The sequence below is a fragment of the Agathobaculum faecis genome (genome assembly GCF_014287995.1).
Taxonomy (GTDB): Bacteria; Bacillota; Clostridia; order Oscillospirales; family Butyricicoccaceae; genus Agathobaculum; species Agathobaculum ammoniilyticum.
Map to the genome: position 1 here is coordinate 201,031 of NZ_JACOPL010000004.1, position 17,330 is coordinate 218,360.

Genomic DNA, 17,330 nt, shown 5'->3' on the forward strand with positions numbered 1-17,330 from the left:
TCGGGGCGCTTTTGTACTCTATTCCCTTACACTGGCGGCCGTCACGCTTCCCCCATCATTTCCAGGGCTTTTTTAGCCGCCATCTGCTCGGCCTCCTTTTTGCTCCGTCCGGTACCGGACGCGAACACATTGGAATTGAGCAGCAGCTCCATCGTAAAGCGCTTATCGTGATCCGGTCCGGACTGGCCGGCCAAGCGGTATTCCAACGTTTCCTGCTTGTTCTTCTGCACGATCTCCTGCAGGATGGTCTTATAATCCTTGAACGCGCCGCCTGCCAGTGCAAGCTCCACCTTTTTCGGGATAAAGCGCAGCACGAACGCGCGCGCGGGCTCGATACCGCCATCCAGGAAAATGGCGCCCAGCAGTGCCTCGGTTGCATCCGCCAGAATGGACGGCCGCCCGCGGCCACCGCCTGTTTCTTCCCCATGGCCCAGCCGGATCTGTTCCGGAATACCGAGTTCCCTCGCGATCTCGCACAAGGCGCCCTCGCATACGACCGCCGCGCGCAGCTTGGTCAGCTCCCCCTCCGGCAGATCCGGATAATGCGTGAACAGGTAGTCCGCTGTAACGAAGCCCAGTACGGAATCGCCAAGAAACTCCAGCCGCTCGTTATGGTGGAGATGACTGCCCCTATGCTCGTTCGCATAGGAGGTATGTGTCATCGCTGTTTGGAACAGCGTTACATCCTTAAACTTATAATTCAGTTCCAATTTCTTTCACCTCGCTTTCCAAACCGCGCCCCTCCGGTCGGCAAGCCGGCGGGCAGCGCACAGCCGCTCATTCGACGGTCATATATGCTATGTTTTCCGAAACCGCGTCGATCATACCCGATTTTGTATAGGCGATCGCCTGCCGCACGGCGTTCATCACCGCAATCTCATTGGAGGAGCCGTGCGCCTTGATCACCGGCTTGGCGATCCCCAGGAACGGCGCGCCGCCGATCTTGTCCTGATTGAACAGCTCGCGGAAATCGTCCATGCCCTTTTTGCAGGCTAGATAGCCCAGCTTGGTCGCCAAATTGCGCATGAACACGGTTTTGATCTCGCCCGCCATAAACTTGGCCACGCCCTCGATGGTCTTGAGCATCACGTTGCCAGAATACCCGTCGCACACCGCCACGTCGCACGCGCCGAGCGGCACCATGCTGCCCTCCACGTTGCCGACAAAGTTGAGCCGCCCCTCGTCGCCCGCCTTTTTGAGCAGGATGTACGCTTCCTTACGCAGCGGATCGCCCTTGGTGTCCTCCGTGCCATTGTTCACCAGACCGACGCGCGGACGGTTGACCCCGCCTATCTTCTCCGCGTACAGCGAGCCGAGGAACGCAAACTGCAGCAGCATCTCGGCCGTGCATTCAGTGTTCGCGCCCGCGTCGCACAGCATGACCTGGCCGCCCTTACAGGGCATGACGGGCGCGAGCGCACCGCGCCGGATACCCTTGATCCGGCCGCCGAACAGGGTCGCGCCCGTGAGCAGGGCGCCCGTGTTGCCCGCGGAAACGAGCGCGTCGCCCTCGCCCGCCTTGAGCAGCTTGAACGCCACCGCCATTGAGGAATCCGGCTTTTTGCGCAGCACAGTCGCCGGATCGTCGTGCATATCCACCAGGTCGGAGGCAGGCATGATGGTCACGCCCTGCGTATCCTGCAGCCCTTTCTCCTTCAGGACCGCCTCGACCGTTTCCGGACGGCCGACCAGCAGCACTTCCTCGCCATATTCCCGCGCTGCCAGCGCGCCGCCCCAAACGGCGGACTCCGGCGCGTTGTCGCCGCCCATTGCGTCCACGATGATTTTCATGTCAAAGCTCCCCTTTCAGACTGTCGATTTTTGCAAGCGCCCGCTCGGAAATCTTCAGGTTTTTCTCCCGCTTGCCCTTGATTTTATACCCCAACGGGTCAATGATGCCGAAATTGATGTTCATGGGCTGGAATTTTGTTACCGTGTGATCCGAGATGTAGCACGCCAGCGCACCGACCGCAGTCTGCCGGTCCAGCGCAGGCATGGGCCTACCCTGCGCTTCGCATGCGGCGGCCACCCCCGCCGCCCAGCCCGAGGCGGTGGACTCGATATAGCCCTCCACGCCGGTCATCTGTCCGGCAAAGCGGATGCGCGGATCGGCTCTCAGCGCATAGGTCGCGTCCAGCAGGCGCGGCGAATCCAGGAACGTGTTGCGGTGCATCACGCCGTAGCGCATGAATTCGGCGTTTTGGAGCGCTGGGATCATAGAGAACACGCGCTTCTGCTCGCCCCATTTGAGGTGGGTCTGGCAGCCGACCAGGTTGTACAGCGTACCCTGCGCGTTGTCGCGCCGGAGCTGCAGCACCGCATATGGATCCCTGCCCGTCCTGGGGTCGGGCAGGCCGATGGGCTTCAGGATACCGAAGCGCAGCGTATCATACCCGCGGCGGGCGTTGACCTCGATGGGCATGCAGCCCTCGAACACCTTGGAGTCCTCAAACCCGTGAACCGGCGCTTCCTCGGCCGTGGTCAGCGCGTTCCAGAACGCGTCGTACTCCTCGCGGCTCAGCGGGCAGTTGATATAGTCCGCCGTACCCTTGCCGTAGCGCGAGGCCGCGTAAGCGGAATCCATGTCGATGCTCTCCGCGGTCACAATGGGCGCGGCCGCGTCGAAAAAGTGCAGGAAGTCCCCGCCCACCTTGCGGTGGATGGCCTCGAACAGCGCGTCCGAGGTCAGCGGGCCGGAGGCGACGATCACTCTGCCCTCCGGTATCTCGGTCACTTCGCCGGATATAACCGCAATGTTCGGATGAGACTTGATCTTCTCGGTCACCGCGCGCGCAAATGCCTCGCGGTCAACTGCGAGCGCGCCGCCCGCTTCCACGCGGTGCGCATCCGCGCAGGCGAGGATCAGGCTGTCCAGCCGCCGCAGCTCCTCCTTGAGCAGGCCCGCGGCGTTGGTCAGCTCGTCCGACCGCAGCGAATTCGAGCACACCAGCTCGGCAAAATCGTCCGCGTGATGCGCCTCCGAGCGTTTTTCGGGCTTCATCTCATGCAGGCGCACATTAACGCCGCGCTGCGCGAGCTGCCAGGCCGCTTCGCAGCCCGCCAGCCCCGCGCCGATCACCGTTACAAACTCACTCACCAGCGGCCTCCTTTGCCTTGGCCGTCTTACGGGCCTTTGCCTTTGCCGCTTTCTCTGCGGCTTTTTCTGCCTCGTATTTCTCCAGTGCCTTGGCGTACTGCGCCTGCTGGGCCTTGGTCAGCGCCTGCACATCCTCGTCCTTCAGCTTTTTGAAGCGGTTCGTGGTCTTGGTCATCCACGGCACCTGCTTTTTTGCCGCAGGCTTTTTCGCCGCGGCGGGCTTTTGGGCTGGCGCGGCTTTTTTCGATGTCTCTCCGCCCTCGCCCGCGGCTTCCGCCGCTGCCTTGGCCGCCGCGCGTTCGGCTGCTTTCGCGGCGCGCGCTTCGCGGCGCTGGCGGTTCTTTTCCGCCTCCTCGGGCGGCAGGCCCTCCTTAACCAGCTCGGTATAACCGCAGCCCTCGCGCAGACACACGTCCGTGACCTCCTTGGAGTCGCGGTCGGTGTGGCGGAACAGCGAGGAGTCGCAGTTCGGGCATTTGCTTCCCAGCGGCTTATCCCAGGTCATGAACTGGCACTCCGGATATTTTTCGCAACTGTAATACACATAGCCGCGCGCGGATTTCTTTTTGACCACCTTGGCCCCGCACACCGGGCAGGCCGCGCCGGTGTCCTCGGTGATGGGCTTGGTATTGGTACACTCTGGGAAGCCCGGGCAGGCCAGGAACTTGCCGAAACGGCCGGACTTGATAACCATATTGCGGCCGCACTTTTCGCAGATCACATCCGTGACCTCGTCCTTGATCTTGATGCGTTGGCCCTCCAGATCGATCTCGGCCTGCCCCAGCGCCTTTTCAAAGTCGTCATAGAAATTGTGCAGGAGCTGGATATAGTTGAGCTTTCCCGCCTCTACTTCGTCGAGCTGCTCCTCCATATTGGCGGTAAACTCATAATCCGCGACCGACTTGAACTCGTCCACCAACAGGCCGGTTACGCCCTCGCCGAGCGGCGTAGGGCGCAGCGCCTTGTTCTCCTTGGTCACATAGTCGCGGTCGAGGATGGTGGAGATAGTCGGCGCATAGGTGGACGGGCGGCCGATGCCTCGCTCCTCCATCGCACGGATGAGCGAGGCCTCGGTATAGCGTGCGGGCGGCTGGGTGAAGTGCTGCGACGGGTCGAGTTTTTCGACCGAGAGGGTATCGCCCTCCGCAAAGCGCGGCAGGGGCTTGCCCGCCTCGCCCTTCTTCTCGTCGTCCGTGCCCTCTTCGTAAACCGCGGTAAAGCCGGGGAAGGCTACCGTGTGGCCGGAGGCGCGGAACACCTGACCCTCGCACACAATATCCGCTGAAACCGTGTCCAAAATCGCGTCCGCCATCTGGCAAGCGACAAAACGCGACCAGATGAGCTTGTACAGCTTATACTGGTCGGGCGAGAGGTACTGGCGAATCTCGTCCGGCAGGAGCTTGACGTCGGACGGGCGGATGGCTTCGTGCGCATCCTGCGCGTTCCCCTTGGTCTTGAACACGCGCGGCTTGCCGGGGTAGTACTCGTCCCCATAGCGGCCGCGGATAAAGCCGGCGGCGGCAGCGGTGGCCTCGTCGGCTAAGCGCAGCGAGTCAGTACGCATATAAGTGATCAAACCGGTCAGTCCGAACTCGCCCAGTTCGATACCCTCGTACAGTTCCTGTGCGATGCTCATGGTGCGGCGCGGGGTCATGTTGAGCTTGCGGCTGGCCTCCTGCTGTAAGGTGGAAGTGATGAACGGCGGCGCGGGCGTACGCTTTTTCTTGCCGCGCTTGATCTCGCTCACAGTAAAGGGCTTGCCGGATACCGCGTCCACGACCGCCTGCGCTTCGGACTCGTTTTTCAGCTCGGCCTTGCCGGTCTGGTCGCCGTAGTAACGCGCGGTGAAGCGGCCGCCGTCCGCGGTCTGCAGCAGCGCCTCGATAGTCCAGTATTCCTCGGGTACGAACGCGCGGATCTCATTCTCGCGGTCTACCACCAGACGGGTGGCCACGCTCTGCACGCGCCCTGCGGACAGGCCGCGCTTGACCTTGCGCCACAGGAAGGGCGACAGCTCGTAGCCCACGATGCGATCCAGGATGCGGCGTGCCTGCTGGGCGTTGACCAGGTCGATGTCGATATCGCGCGGGTGCTCGATCCCATACTTGACCGCAGGCTTGGTGATCTCATTGAAGGTCACGCGCTTGGAATCCTTCTCCTTAAGCTTGAACAGCTCCTTGATATGCCAGGAAATCGCCTCGCCCTCGCGGTCCGGGTCAGTCGCAAGGTACACGAAATCGCTTTTGCGGATCTCGCTGCGGATTTCCTTGATAATTTTATCCTTTCCCTCGATCGGCACATATTCCGGCTTGAAATCGTGCTCAAAATCGACACTCATTTTCTTTTTCGGCAAATCGCGCAGATGCCCCATCGACGCCTTGACCACATAATCCGAACCGAGGTATTTGCCAATGGTCTTGGCCTTGGCTGGGGACTCCACGATGACTAATTTTGACATAAAAACCTCCAAAGCATGGTTTTGGAAAGCCGGCCGGCATCCGGTTTTCCAAGGCCGCTCGCAAGGCGGCTATTTCTGCGCGCCTGACGGCGCGTTTGATGCGATCCTTGGGCAATACGGCGGCTTTCACCTGCCGCCCATTACCAGCCTGCCCTTTTCGCGGCGCAGAACGCCGTCCACCTCCAGCATGGTGACCAGCGCCATCACGCGCGGCGCAGGCAGGCCGCAGCGTTCGATCAGCTCCTCCGGCGTTGATACACCCTGCTGCACCAGCTCCGCGATGCGGCGCTCTTCGCCGCGCAGCGTTTCCGGCAGGGCTGTCGGCGCCTGCTTCTGACCGGTCTTTGCCGGCGGCTCCTGTTTATTGCCGCCCGATCCAGCCTCCCGCCCTGGCGCCGCTGGACGCATGTCGGCCTGCCGCCGGGGCGTCTGCTCGGCACGGCGTGCCGCCGGAGGTACGCGCAGCAGTCCGTTATAGGCGCGGACCAGCGCCTGCGGGCTGCGCAGCAATGCGGCTTCGCCTTTCTCGATCAGCTCATTACACGCCTTGGACTGCGGCGCGTCCAAAGCGCCGGGTACCGCGTATACGTCGCGCCCCTGATCGAGCGCGTGCCGTGCCGTAATCAGTGCGCCCGAGCGGTAATCCGCCGCCTCCACGATCACCGACGCGACCGAAAGGCCGCTGATGATGCGGTTGCGGTCATGGTAATGCGCGCCTTTCGGCTCGGTGCCGGGCGGATATTCGCTGACGACCGCGCCGGACAACAGGATATCCCCCATCAGCCCCCTGTGTCGGGGCGGGTAACACACATCCACGCCGCCCGCCAACACAGCGACCGTCAGCCCGCCTGCGCGGAGCGCGCCGCGGTGCGCCGCTCCATCGTTTCCCAGCGCCATCCCACTGACCGTGATAAATCCTGCGCGCGCCAGCGCCGTGCCGATGCTTTCCGCAGTCTGCAAGCCATACGCGGTCGCTTCCCGCGTGCCGACCACGGCGATGCCGGGCGTAACGTCAAAATCCGGCCATCTGCCACGCACATACAGCACCATGGGCGGGTCCGCGATCGCGCGCAGCCGGTCAGGATAGGCGCTGTCGCCGGCCGTGATAATCTGGATCCCCCGTTCCGCGCATTCCCCGATGATCCGTTCCGCTTCCGCGGTGTCCTTATCGCATAATGCGTCGACCTGCGCCTTGCACAGCCCGCAGGGCGCGGTTGCCAGCATTTTCCGATCCGCGGCATACAGCGCGTCCGGCGACCCGAACGCACGCAGGGCTTCCGCAGCTGCGCGCGAACCCAGTCCTCGCCGCAAGGAAAGCCATACATAACTCAGACGTGACGGCATACTGCACGCCTCCTCATTTTGTCATTTCATAAATCACGATAGCCGCCGCCACGCCCGCATTGAGCGACTCGGCGCGGCCCGCCATCGGAATAATCACCCGTTTGTCGGACAGGTTAAGCGCGCTCTGCGAAACGCCCCTGCCCTCGCTGCCGATGATGACCGCCGCCCGTTCCAGCGGCACGGTGTCCAGCGGCATGCTGTCCGCATGCAGCGCAGTCGCATAGACTGCAAGCCCCGCTTCCCTCAGCTGCTCCACCGCATCCGCGAGCGGCAGCTGCACGCACGGCAGGCGGAACACCGCGCCCATCGTCGAGCGCACGACCTTGGGGGAAAAGGGATCGGCACAGCCCTCGCACAACACGACGGCGCCGAGCGCGAACGCTTCGGCGGTTCGTAAGATCGTGCCAAGGTTGCCCGGGTCCTGCAGCCCGTCCAGCAGCAGCACCTGCCGCTTCCCCTGTAGGTCGCGCGCCTCCCACTGCGGTTGGCGGCATGAAAACACCACGTTCTGCGGCGTTTCCACATCGCTTGCCAGCCCGAACAGGGCGTCCGCCGCGCAGTACAGCACGGCCCCCTGTTCCGCCGCATGGTCAAGCAGGGCGTCCTGCCAGCCCTCCCGCGCCAGAAGGGTTTTCACCCGCGTGCCGGAGGCCAGTGCTTCCCGAAGCATTTTCTCTCCTTCGCACAGCATTTCCCCCGTGCTCCTGCGGTACTTCTTTTCCCGTCCCAGCCGCGCCAGATGGCGGAGCGCGGCGTTCTGGCGGCTCTGAATCACGGTCAATTCATTTCCACCACCTTGTTGACATTGTCATTCGTTCCAATCACGATCAGGACATCGTCCGGCCCTATGATCTGACCGGCCGCAGGCGATACGTTCACACTGCCACCCTCGCCGTGCCGGATCGCCAGCACGTTAATCAGATACCGCGCCCGCACATTCAACTCGCCGAGCGAATGCCCGATCCAGCTTTTGGGGGTGTGTATCTCCAAAATGGAGAAATCATCCGAGACGCCGATATAGTCCACAACATTGGTGCGCGCGAGGCGCTGCGCCAGCCTCTGCCCCATTTCGATCTCGGGCAGCACCACGCGGTCCGCGCCGACGCGCTCAAGTACGCGCGCATGGATAGGCGCTATCGCCTTGGCGACGATATACTGCGCACCCAGTTCCTTGAGCATCACCGTGATCAGAATGCTGGCTTCCATATCCGCGCCCACGGCGACCACGCAGCAGTCAAAATTGCGCGCTCCCACCGAGCGCAACACCGCTTCGTCCTGTGCATCACCCTGTATGGCCTGCGTGACCTGATCCGAAATATACTGGACGTTTTCCGCGTCAATATCAAGTGCAAGCACCTCCTGCCCGAGTGCTGACAATTCCTGCGCGACCGACGCGCCAAAGCGGCCAAGCCCAATTACCAAAAAAGATTTCATCACAAAGCCCCTTATCCATCGTTATCTTCCCACCGCGCACTGCGCGGCGTCAATTCCATAAAGCCCTGGCTTTATCCCACCATCACATTGCCCTCCGGATACTGCAGCTTGGGCGGCTCCCTGTGCCGCATCAGCACACTCACACCGAGCGTAAGCACACCTACGCGTCCCAAATACATCAGCACAATCAAAATCAGGCAGGAGGGCGTGTGCAGCGACGGCGTCAGCCCCATGGTCAGGCCGACCGTACCAAACGCGGACACCGCCTCAAACAAGCACTGATGCAGCGGCGCGTCTTCGATATAGGCGATCGCACAGGCGCCGCTCAGACTGACTACCACGCCGACAATCAGCATGGTGACCGCGTTCATAATGCTACGCGGTGTAATCGTGCGCCCGAACGCCGACACCGTGATCCGCCCGCGTAGCGCGGAAGCTGCGGAAAGCAGCAGCACTGCCGCTGCGACCGTCTTAATGCCGCCCGCTGTGGAGCCCGGCGAACCGCCGATCAGCATGAGCAGGCAGGAAACCGCCTGTGCCGGCCCGCCGAGCGCGGCCTGGTCGATCGTATTATACCCCGCCGTGCGCAGCGTGACCGATTGGAACGCCGCGGCGAGCACCTTTTCCGGTCCGGAAAGCGCGCCCAGCGTCCGCGGGTTGTTCCATTCAAACAGCAGCGTCAGCCCGAAGCCCAGCAGCAGCAGCGCCGCCGTTGTCACCAGCACCAGCTTGGTATGCAGGCGGAAATGCCGGAAGCTGCGCTTATCCCAGATATCGCCCCAGACAAAAAAACCCAGGCCGCCGATCACGATCAGCGCCATAATCGTCAGGTTGACCAGCGGATCCCCCACATAATCGACCAGCGATAAAAACGGCGCGTCCGGCGTTCCCAGCAGGTCAAAGCCAGCGTTGCAGAACGCGGACACCGAATGGAAAACGCCCATCGAAATCCCTTTAAAAAAGCCGAACTGGGGAATAAAGCGGCAGGACAGAATGACAGCGCCCGCCGCCTCAAACGCAAAGGTCCCGTACAGCACGCGCCGCGTCAGCCGGACGATGCCTGCGTTGTCCGTCAGGTTCAGGCCCGCGCTCATCACCATGCGCTCGCGCAGCGTAATGGTGCGGTGCGTCAGAAACGACGCGATGGAGGCCAGCGTCATAAATCCCAGGCCGCCGATCTGGATCAGCAGCAGGATGACCGCCTGACCAAAGCTGGACCAATGCGTCGCTGTGCCGACCCGTATCAGGCCGGTCACGCAAGTGGCGGAGGTGGCCGTGAACAGTGCGTCCAAAAACGGCGTGGCCTCCCCGCTGCGAGCCGAGACCGGCAGGGCGAGCAGCACGGCCCCCGTCAGGATAATGGCAAGAAAGCCCAGCGCCATGACCGTTGTCGGTCGCATGCGGCGCATACGGCGGTTATGCAAATGCAGGCGGTTCATTCCCGAATCCCCTTTAGATACCAATATACCGAAAGCCTGAACGGTTCCGTCCAGGCTTTGCAAAGCGTTTTTTTACTCCATGCCGATGGGCTTCATCGTGGGGAACAGAAGCACGTCGCGGATGGAAGCGGAGTCGGTGAGCAGCATAACCAAGCGGTCGATGCCCATGCCCATGCCGCCCGTCGGAGGCATGCCGTATTCCAAAGCATTGACGAAATCATCATCCATCATATTGGCCTCGTCGTCGCCCGCGGCGCGCAGCGCGGCCTGGCGCTCGAAGCGCTCGCGCTGGTCGATCGGGTCGTTCAGCTCGGAGAACGCGTTGCACAGCTCCCTGCCGACGACAAAGCACTCGAAGCGCTCGGTCAGGCGCGGGTCGGCGGCCTTCCTCTTGGCCAGCGGCGAAACCTCGACTGGGTAATCCATAATAAAGGTCGGCTGGGTGAGGTTGGCTTCGACAAATTCGTCGTAGCACAGCGCAAGCAGGTCGCCCCAGCTTTCCTTGCCCTTTTCTGTCTCCACGCCCTTAGCCTTGACCGCGGCAAGGGCTTCTTCCGCGTCCATCGCCATAAAGTCCAAGCCGGCGTATTCCTTGACCGCGTCGGCCATGGTCATGCGTTTCCAGCCTTTAGCGAAATCGATCTCCGTCCCCTGATAAGTGACCTTGGTCGTACCCAGCACCTTTTCGCACACATGGACAACCATATCCTCGGTAATGTCCATCATTCCGTGGTAATCGGTAAACGCCTGATACAGTTCGATGGTGGTGAACTCCGGATTGTGCTTGGTGTCCATCCCCTCGTTGCGGAAGATGCGGCCGATCTCGTATACCTGTTCAAAGCCGCCCACAATCAGGCGCTTGAGGTGCAACTCCGTCGCGATGCGCATATACATATCGATATCGAGCGCATTATGGTGCGTGATGAACGGACGCGCCGCCGCACCGCCCGGGATGGTGTTCAGGCAGGGCGTCTCGACCTCCATAAAGCCGCGGGAGTCCATAAAATTGCGGATCTCGCGCACAATAGCCGAGCGCTTTTCAAAGGTATCACGCACCTCCGGATTGACGATCAGGTCAACATAGCGCTGGCGGTAGCGCATATCGGTATCCTTGAGGCCGTGCCACTTTTCAGGCAGCGGCGCCAAGTTTTTGGAGAGCAGCGTCAGCTCATGCACAGCAACCGAAATCTCGCCCTTCTGGGTGCGGAACACCTCGCCCTCCACGCCGATGATATCGCCGATATCGAACTTTTTATAGCCCTTGTAGACCTCATCGCCCACGTTATCCCGCTTGATGTAGAGCTGCAGGCGGCCATACCGGTCGGACAGGTCGGAGAACGATGCCTTGCCCATGATGCGCTTGCTCATCATGCGGCCGGCAAGGCGCACGGTTTTGCCCTCCAGCTCCTCGAAACGCGCGTGGATCTCATTGGTATGATGGTCGCGTTCAAAGCGCACCTGCTGATACGGGTCCGCGTCCGCGGCCTGCAGCTCCGCCAGCTTTTCGCGGCGGATGCGCTTCAGCTCATGCAGCTCCTCTGCAGTCTGCTCGTGCTGCTCCTGTGCCTGATGCTGTTCTGCCATGTCTTTTTTCACCTTACTTTTCTATTTTGATCCTGCCGGATCACTTCTTAATATCCATGATCTGATATTTTACCATGCCGATCGGCGCTTCAACCTCGACCACTGCGCCGACCTTTTTACCCAGCATGGCCTTGCCGAACGGGGATTCATCCGATATCTTGCCCTCCATCGGGTCGGCCTCCTGCGAGCCGACAAAGTGGTATTCCTCCTCCTCGTCCAGTTCGAGGTCTTTCACCACAAAGCGGCAACCGGGCGATACCTCGTCCGCCGCGTAGGTGTCGCCGGAAACGACGACCGCCATTTTGATGATCTCTTCCAGCTCGGCGATGCGCGAATAGAGCTTGCCCTGCTCGTTCTTCGCCTCATCATACTCCGCGTTCTCCGAGAGGTCGCCAAAAGAACGCGCTTCTTTCAATTGCTCCGCCACCTCGTCGGCGCGGGTCGTTTTCAGATATTCCAGCTCTTCTTTATAAGAATCCAGACTTTCCTGTGTCAGCTTGATTTCTTTTGCCATGTTTGCAAACCCTTCTTAATCTTGATAATCGGCGCGAAGCGGCCGTACAGTACTCCTTATTATAGGTAAGGATGGGCGCGCTGTCAAGCGAGCCCGAAGATTTTTGCCTATTTTTCTCGCATCCGCACCGCTTTATGTAAGCAGTTCACAGGCTTTTTGAAGCTGCGGGTCATTTTCCGGTATCAAAAAATAGAAGTCCGCCTGCTGCGCCTCCTTCAGGCCCACCGAAACGTCCGGCGCGACCCCCACGCCGGCCAAGCTGTTGCCTTCCGGCGTATAATACTGCTCGACCGACAGATTGACAGCCGAGCCGTCGGATAGGCGGAACGTCTGCTGCGCCCGCCCCTTTCCGGTCGTGTGCGCGCCGACCAGCGGGCCGCGCCCGTATTCCTGCAACGCCGCCGCGAAAAATTCCGCCGCCGAGATCGACTGCTCATCCACCAGCACCGCGACCGGCAGGTCGGTCATCTCCGCGTCTGATGAGTATACGGTTTCATGTCCATCCTTGGTCCGTAGCGTCATGATTGTACCCTCCGGCAGCAGCGGATCGAGCATTTCGCTCATTTCCTTGACGCGGCCGCCCCCGTTGTGGCGCACATCCAGCACCAGCGCACGCGCCCCGTCCGCGATCAACTCGTCCAGCGCGTTTTGGAACTGCTCCGCCGCGCCGACATGGAAATTCTCGATGCGGATATAGCCGATCCGGTCCGCAAGCATCTCTCCCCACGCCATTTTCTGCACCACGACCGCACGGGTCATGGTTTCGTCGCGCGTCCGTCCGTCTTCGCCCGACCGCACGGTCACGGTGACCTCGGTCCCCTCCTCGCCCTGGATCGCTCCGATCACGGCATCCGCGCCATCCGCCTTGACGGTCAGTCCCTCCGCGCCAACGATCCAATCGCCTTTGCGGATGCCGACCTGCTGCGCGGGCGACGCATCATATACCAGGCTGATGCGGATGCCCTGCCCCGACGTCACCACGGACACGCCGATGCCGCAGCCCTTGCCCTCCGTATTCATCTGGTAGCTTTCATACTGGTCGGCCGGAATGTAGCCCGACCACTGATCACCCAGGCCGGTGATGTAGCCCACCGCCGCATAGTCCGCGACTGTCTCCGCGTCAAACGCGCCGACATAGTGCTCAGCGGCGATCGCGTCGATCTCGCGCAGCTTGTTCTGCACCGCCTGCGTACGCCAGCCGAACGCCGCATAGCAGCACGCGATACCCGCGGCGCAAGCCATCAGGCAGAGCGCCAGCGCCGTTCCCAATGTGATCTGTGTTTCCCGCAGTTTTTTCATATTCCGCAGCTTCCCTCCAAAAAAGGGAGAGGACGCGCCGCCCTCTCCCCTTATGTATGACTGTTAAAAGTAGCTCTTCGGGTCGACGGTAGAACCGTTGACATAAACCTCAAAATGCAGGTGCGGACCGGTCGAGTTACCGGTCGAACCGACATAGCCGATCACCTGGCCCTGTGTGACCACATCGCCCACCGACACCGCGAACGAGCTCTGGTGTCCATAGGCGGTCATCAGTCCGCCGCCGTGGTCGATAACCGTATAGTTACCGTAACCGGAAACCCAGCCCGCGGTGACGACCGTGCCGGACGCCGCGGCCAGGATCTGTGCGCCGTAGCCCGCGGGGATATCCTCGCCCGCGTGGAACTTGACCGTTCCATAGATCGGATGGACACGGTAGCCGTAAGCGGAATTGGTCGTGGTGCAGCTCGGGGTCGGCCAGATCAGCGTGCCGTCGCCCATCGGAACCGAGCCGTTTGCAGCGGACTGGCGGGACAACTCGGCGATCTGATTGCTGACATCCTGCATCTCGCTTGCAATGCGGTCGTATTCCTCTTCGCTCTCTGCCTTGTAGGCCTCCAGGCTCTCCTGCAGGGCGGCCTGTTCGGCTTCGCTCGCCGCCAACTCGTCCACCTTATAGCTCAGGTTCTTCTGGTATTCCTTCTGAGAATCCTGCGTATTCTGCAGGTCGTCACGCTTCTGCTCGATATCCTCCTTCGCCGCCGTATACTCCGCGACCACCTTTTTATTGTAGTCCATCACGTCGGTGATCATTTCAATGCGCGTGAGCATATCGGAAAAGCTGGAGGAATTGAGCAGCACCTCCAGATAGCTCGTGTCGCCCAGCTCATAGGTCGTGCGCACGCTCTTGGCAAACTGCGCTTCCTTTTCGGAAAGCGCATCCTCCGCCACTTCCAGCTCTGAGGTCTTGACATCGATCTGCTCCTGCAGGCGGTCGATATACGCCTCCACGGTGGTGATCTCTTCCTTTGTCAAGTCGATCTCGCTCTGCAGCGCGTCCCGCGTAGCCTGCACATCGTTCGCCTCGCGGGTCAGTTCGGCGATCCGCTCTTTCACCGCCGCCTTTTCATCCTCCAAGGTCGACAGCTTATCCCGAAGAGAATCCGCATCCTCCGCCGCGGCTGCGAACGTCAGGCTGGAGGCCAGCATGGAAACCAGCATCGCAACCACCAGGATACCGGCGATTACGCATGAAATGATCCGCACGGTCCTTTTCTTCATCATAATGTTTCTGCTCCTTTGCTGTTTACCAGGGGTTACACATTCATAAACTTGCGGATGCTCGTTACCGAGCCACCGATGCCGAACAGCACGCCCGCGCCAAGATATATCCCCAGCACCAGCATGCGGACGCTGTCAAACGCAGCAACCTGGAAATAGGGGATCACATCACCGACGACCCGCGCCATTTCGTTATACAGGCCCCACTCGGCGAAAAACGCCAGCCCGCCGGACAGCAGGCCGAGTACCATGCCCTCAATCACGAACGGCCAGCGGATAAACCAGTTTGTCGCGCCCACCATTTTCTGGATGGATATTTCCTCCCTGCGCGCGAACATGGCCAGCTTGACCGTATTGGCGATAATGAAAATAGAGATCAGCGTCAGCGCCACGACCATGGCCAGCGAAATGATATTGAACACCCGCTGCACCTGGATCAGCTTGGAGATAACCTCCTCATCTGCACGGATGCGGTCGGTCCCCTCGACCTGCTGGATCTCCTCGATGGTCTGCTCCGCCTGCGTCGGATCTTTCAGGGTAAAGATATAGCTGTTGCGCAGCGGATTGTTGCTGGAATCAAAGTCCGCCAGGATATCGGCATCCTCGCCAAGCTGCTGGCGGTAGATTTCCAGCGCCTCATCGCGGTCCTCAAAATCGACCGTCGCAATATTGTCGATCCGCTCGAATTCCGTGGCGAGCGCCCTCGCTTCGCGCGTGGTCAGGCTATCGTCGATGAATACCACGATCTCATTCGACTGCTGCAGGTCAATAATGCTCAGGTTAATATTATATGCGATCAGCGTGACGGTTCCTGTCAAAAGCAGACAGGCGATCATGATGATCACGGCCGCGATCGACATAAACCCGTGCTTGAAAATATTGCGGAAGCCTTCCTTCCAGTAGTAACCAAAACTTCTCATAACTGATAGTACCCACCTGTCTGGTCGCTGATGACCTCGCCCTTATCAATGACGACGACACGCTTTTCAAATTCATCCACCAAGCCCTTCTCATGGGTGACAATCAGGACGGTGGTTCCCAATTCGTTGATTTTTTCAAACAGCGTCATCAGCTCGAGCGAACGCGCCGGATCGAGGTTGCCGGTCGGCTCGTCCGCAATAATCAGCCGCGGGTTATTGACAAGCGCGCGCGCGATCGCGACGCGCTGCTGCTCGCCGCCCGAAAGGTTCAGGGGTTTTTCATGCGCTTTTTCCGACAAACCAACCAGATCAAGCACATACGGCACGCGTTCCTTGATTGCTTTCCCTTTTGCGCCGATTGTGCGCATGGCGAACGCGACGTTCTCATACACCGTTTTGCTGTTAATCAGCCGGAAATCCTGGAACACCACGCCGAGCGTGCGGCGCAGGTATGGGATCTGGCGTTTTTTCATTTCACCGATATTGTAGTTATTGACCAGCACCCGCCCCTCGGTCGGCCGCACCTCCGCGGTCAGGAGCTTGATCATCGTCGTTTTGCCGGAACCGGACGCGCCGACCAAAAAGACGAATTCGCCCTCGTCGATGCGCAGGTTTGCTTTGTTCACCGCACGGGTGCCGTTATCGTACACCATGGTGACATCGTTCATCCGTATCACTGGCAGTCCTCCCCGGAGCCTTGCATTTGCAAAAAAAGACAAAGGTGCATGCGCTTCATACACCTTTGCCTATTATAACAGATATTCCCCGATCGCGCAAGACGACAACAACTGCCAATCCGGAACACGATCCGGTTTTTTTCGTGAAATTTTTGTGAACTTTTGCCTTCAGCGGCTGTTTTCCTCACGGCTTGCCAGATATTTGCGCACCATCAGCGCAACCTTGAACACAATCGCGTGGTCAAATTCCCGCAGATCGAGTCCGGTCAGCTTTTTGATCTTTTCCAGACGGTACACCAGTGTATTGCGGTGTACAAACAGCTTGCGGGAGGTTTCCGACACATTGAGGTTATTTTCAAAGAACTTCTGGATGGTAAACAGCGTTTCCTGGTCGAGCGAGTCGATCGATCCTTTTTTGAACACTTCGGACAGGAACATCTCGCACAACGTGATCGGCAGCTGATAAATCAGGCGACCAATCCCCAGATTTTCAAAGCTGATAATGCTCTTTTCCGTATCAAAAACGCCACCGACCTCGATCGCGGTCTGGGCTTCCTTAAAGGATTTCGCAATGTCCTTCATCTGCGAGGAAACCGAGCCGATGCCGATCAGGCATTTGACCGAAAGCTCGCTTGCGAGCGTCTCCTCAATGCTTGCGGCGATCTTGGCCAGATCCCTGGCCTCGCTGCCCGACTTGACCTCCTTAACGACGACGATATCGCTTTCAGATATATGCAGGACAAAATCCTTCTGCTTATCCGGGAACATGCCGGATACGACATCGATCGCCGCCACATCCGCAGGGGACTGCTGCCGCACCAGGAATACAACGCGCGGCACGTCGTTGCCGAAATGCAGCTCGCGGGATTTGATGTAGATATCGCCTGGGAGGATATTATCCAGGATAATGTTTTTTACGAACGTCGCCTTGTCATGCTTTTCGTCGTAAAGTGTTTTAATATTATTGATGGATACCGCGACAAGCGAACAGATGCTGCGCGCAAGCTCATCCTCGCCCTGCACGAAAACGGCATATTCCAGCCGAGTCGACCGCTCTCCGGTAATATGGTAGGTATAGCCACCGAAGCGCACGATTTCGCCCGCAAATCCCAGCTCGGTGATCGCTTCCTCACGCATTTCGCCGATCCGAGGCAGATCGGTACACGCAACGACCGCGCCGCTGGCATCCACAATACCGATAGTACGGTCCACCGTGTCCTTCATCTGCAAAACAATCGACTGGAACAATCTCGAAGCCATTTCCATCACCTTTCCCGTCTTTTCCGCCTGTGGCGGTCATAATAGTTTCTCCCGAAAACGCTTAT

15 protein-coding genes are annotated in these 17,330 nt (G+C 60.0%); all 15 read right to left on the reverse strand.

Annotation, left to right across the window (positions count from 1 at the left end):
• Positions 1 to 41: 41 nt before the first annotated feature.
• Positions 42 to 710: a ribonuclease III gene (rnc, locus tag H8S45_RS06015; protein ID WP_054326115.1), complete on the reverse strand. Its 669-nt coding sequence runs from the start codon at positions 708 to 710 to the stop codon at positions 42 to 44.
• 67 nt (positions 711 to 777) lie between these two features.
• On the reverse strand, positions 778 to 1,791 hold the full coding sequence (gene plsX / locus H8S45_RS06020; protein WP_186949812.1) for a phosphate acyltransferase PlsX: 1,014 nt from the start codon (positions 1,789 to 1,791) through the stop codon (positions 778 to 780).
• A 1-nt stretch (position 1,792) separates the two neighbouring features.
• The gene (gene trmFO / locus H8S45_RS06025; RefSeq protein ID WP_186949814.1) at positions 1,793 to 3,097 is read right to left on the reverse strand and encodes a methylenetetrahydrofolate--tRNA-(uracil(54)-C(5))-methyltransferase (FADH(2)-oxidizing) TrmFO; all 1,305 of its coding nucleotides are present in this window, start codon (positions 3,095 to 3,097) and stop codon (positions 1,793 to 1,795) included.
• Positions 3,090 to 5,555, reverse strand: a complete 2,466-nt coding sequence (gene topA / locus H8S45_RS06030) for a type I DNA topoisomerase (protein WP_186949816.1) — start codon at positions 5,553 to 5,555, stop codon at positions 3,090 to 3,092. Before topA ends, trmFO begins: the two co-directional genes overlap by 8 nt.
• 126 nt (positions 5,556 to 5,681) lie before the next feature.
• Positions 5,682 to 6,899 (reverse strand): DNA-processing protein DprA, encoded by a 1,218-nt coding sequence (gene dprA, locus H8S45_RS06035; RefSeq protein ID WP_107630716.1) that lies wholly within the window; start codon positions 6,897 to 6,899, stop codon positions 5,682 to 5,684.
• A 13-nt stretch (positions 6,900 to 6,912) separates the two neighbouring features.
• Positions 6,913 to 7,674: a TrmH family RNA methyltransferase gene (locus H8S45_RS06040; protein ID WP_054326111.1), complete on the reverse strand. Its 762-nt coding sequence runs from the start codon at positions 7,672 to 7,674 to the stop codon at positions 6,913 to 6,915.
• Between the two features lie 2 nt (positions 7,675 to 7,676).
• On the reverse strand, positions 7,677 to 8,333 hold the full coding sequence (locus tag H8S45_RS06045) for a potassium channel family protein (RefSeq protein WP_054326110.1): 657 nt from the start codon (positions 8,331 to 8,333) through the stop codon (positions 7,677 to 7,679).
• A gap of 71 nt (positions 8,334 to 8,404) precedes the next feature.
• Complete coding sequence (locus tag H8S45_RS06050; RefSeq protein WP_243182395.1) at positions 8,405 to 9,772, reverse strand: TrkH family potassium uptake protein; 1,368 nt, start codon at positions 9,770 to 9,772, stop codon at positions 8,405 to 8,407.
• Positions 9,773 to 9,844: 72 nt separating this feature from the next.
• Positions 9,845 to 11,356 (reverse strand): lysine--tRNA ligase, encoded by a 1,512-nt coding sequence (lysS, locus tag H8S45_RS06055; RefSeq protein WP_107630719.1) that lies wholly within the window; start codon positions 11,354 to 11,356, stop codon positions 9,845 to 9,847.
• Positions 11,357 to 11,396: 40 nt separating this feature from the next.
• Positions 11,397 to 11,870: a transcription elongation factor GreA gene (greA, locus tag H8S45_RS06060; RefSeq protein WP_054326109.1), complete on the reverse strand. Its 474-nt coding sequence runs from the start codon at positions 11,868 to 11,870 to the stop codon at positions 11,397 to 11,399.
• 132 nt (positions 11,871 to 12,002) lie between these two features.
• A complete protein-coding gene (locus tag H8S45_RS06065) occupies positions 12,003 to 13,169 on the reverse strand; it encodes a S41 family peptidase (RefSeq protein WP_054326108.1) in 1,167 nt (388 codons plus the stop codon).
• A gap of 63 nt (positions 13,170 to 13,232) precedes the next feature.
• Positions 13,233 to 14,411 (reverse strand): murein hydrolase activator EnvC family protein, encoded by a 1,179-nt coding sequence (locus H8S45_RS06070; protein ID WP_054326107.1) that lies wholly within the window; start codon positions 14,409 to 14,411, stop codon positions 13,233 to 13,235.
• A gap of 32 nt (positions 14,412 to 14,443) precedes the next feature.
• Positions 14,444 to 15,328 carry a permease-like cell division protein FtsX gene (ftsX, locus tag H8S45_RS06075; RefSeq protein WP_054326106.1) on the reverse strand — a complete coding sequence of 295 codons (885 nt, stop codon included), beginning with the start codon at positions 15,326 to 15,328 and terminating at the stop codon, positions 14,444 to 14,446.
• Complete coding sequence (gene ftsE, locus H8S45_RS06080) at positions 15,325 to 16,005, reverse strand: cell division ATP-binding protein FtsE (RefSeq protein ID WP_054326105.1); 681 nt, start codon at positions 16,003 to 16,005, stop codon at positions 15,325 to 15,327. The genes ftsX and ftsE overlap by 4 nt, the downstream gene beginning before the upstream one ends.
• A gap of 168 nt (positions 16,006 to 16,173) precedes the next feature.
• On the reverse strand, positions 16,174 to 17,265 hold the full coding sequence (locus H8S45_RS06085) for a PucR family transcriptional regulator (RefSeq protein WP_054326326.1): 1,092 nt from the start codon (positions 17,263 to 17,265) through the stop codon (positions 16,174 to 16,176).
• Positions 17,266 to 17,330: the final 65 nt, after the last annotated feature.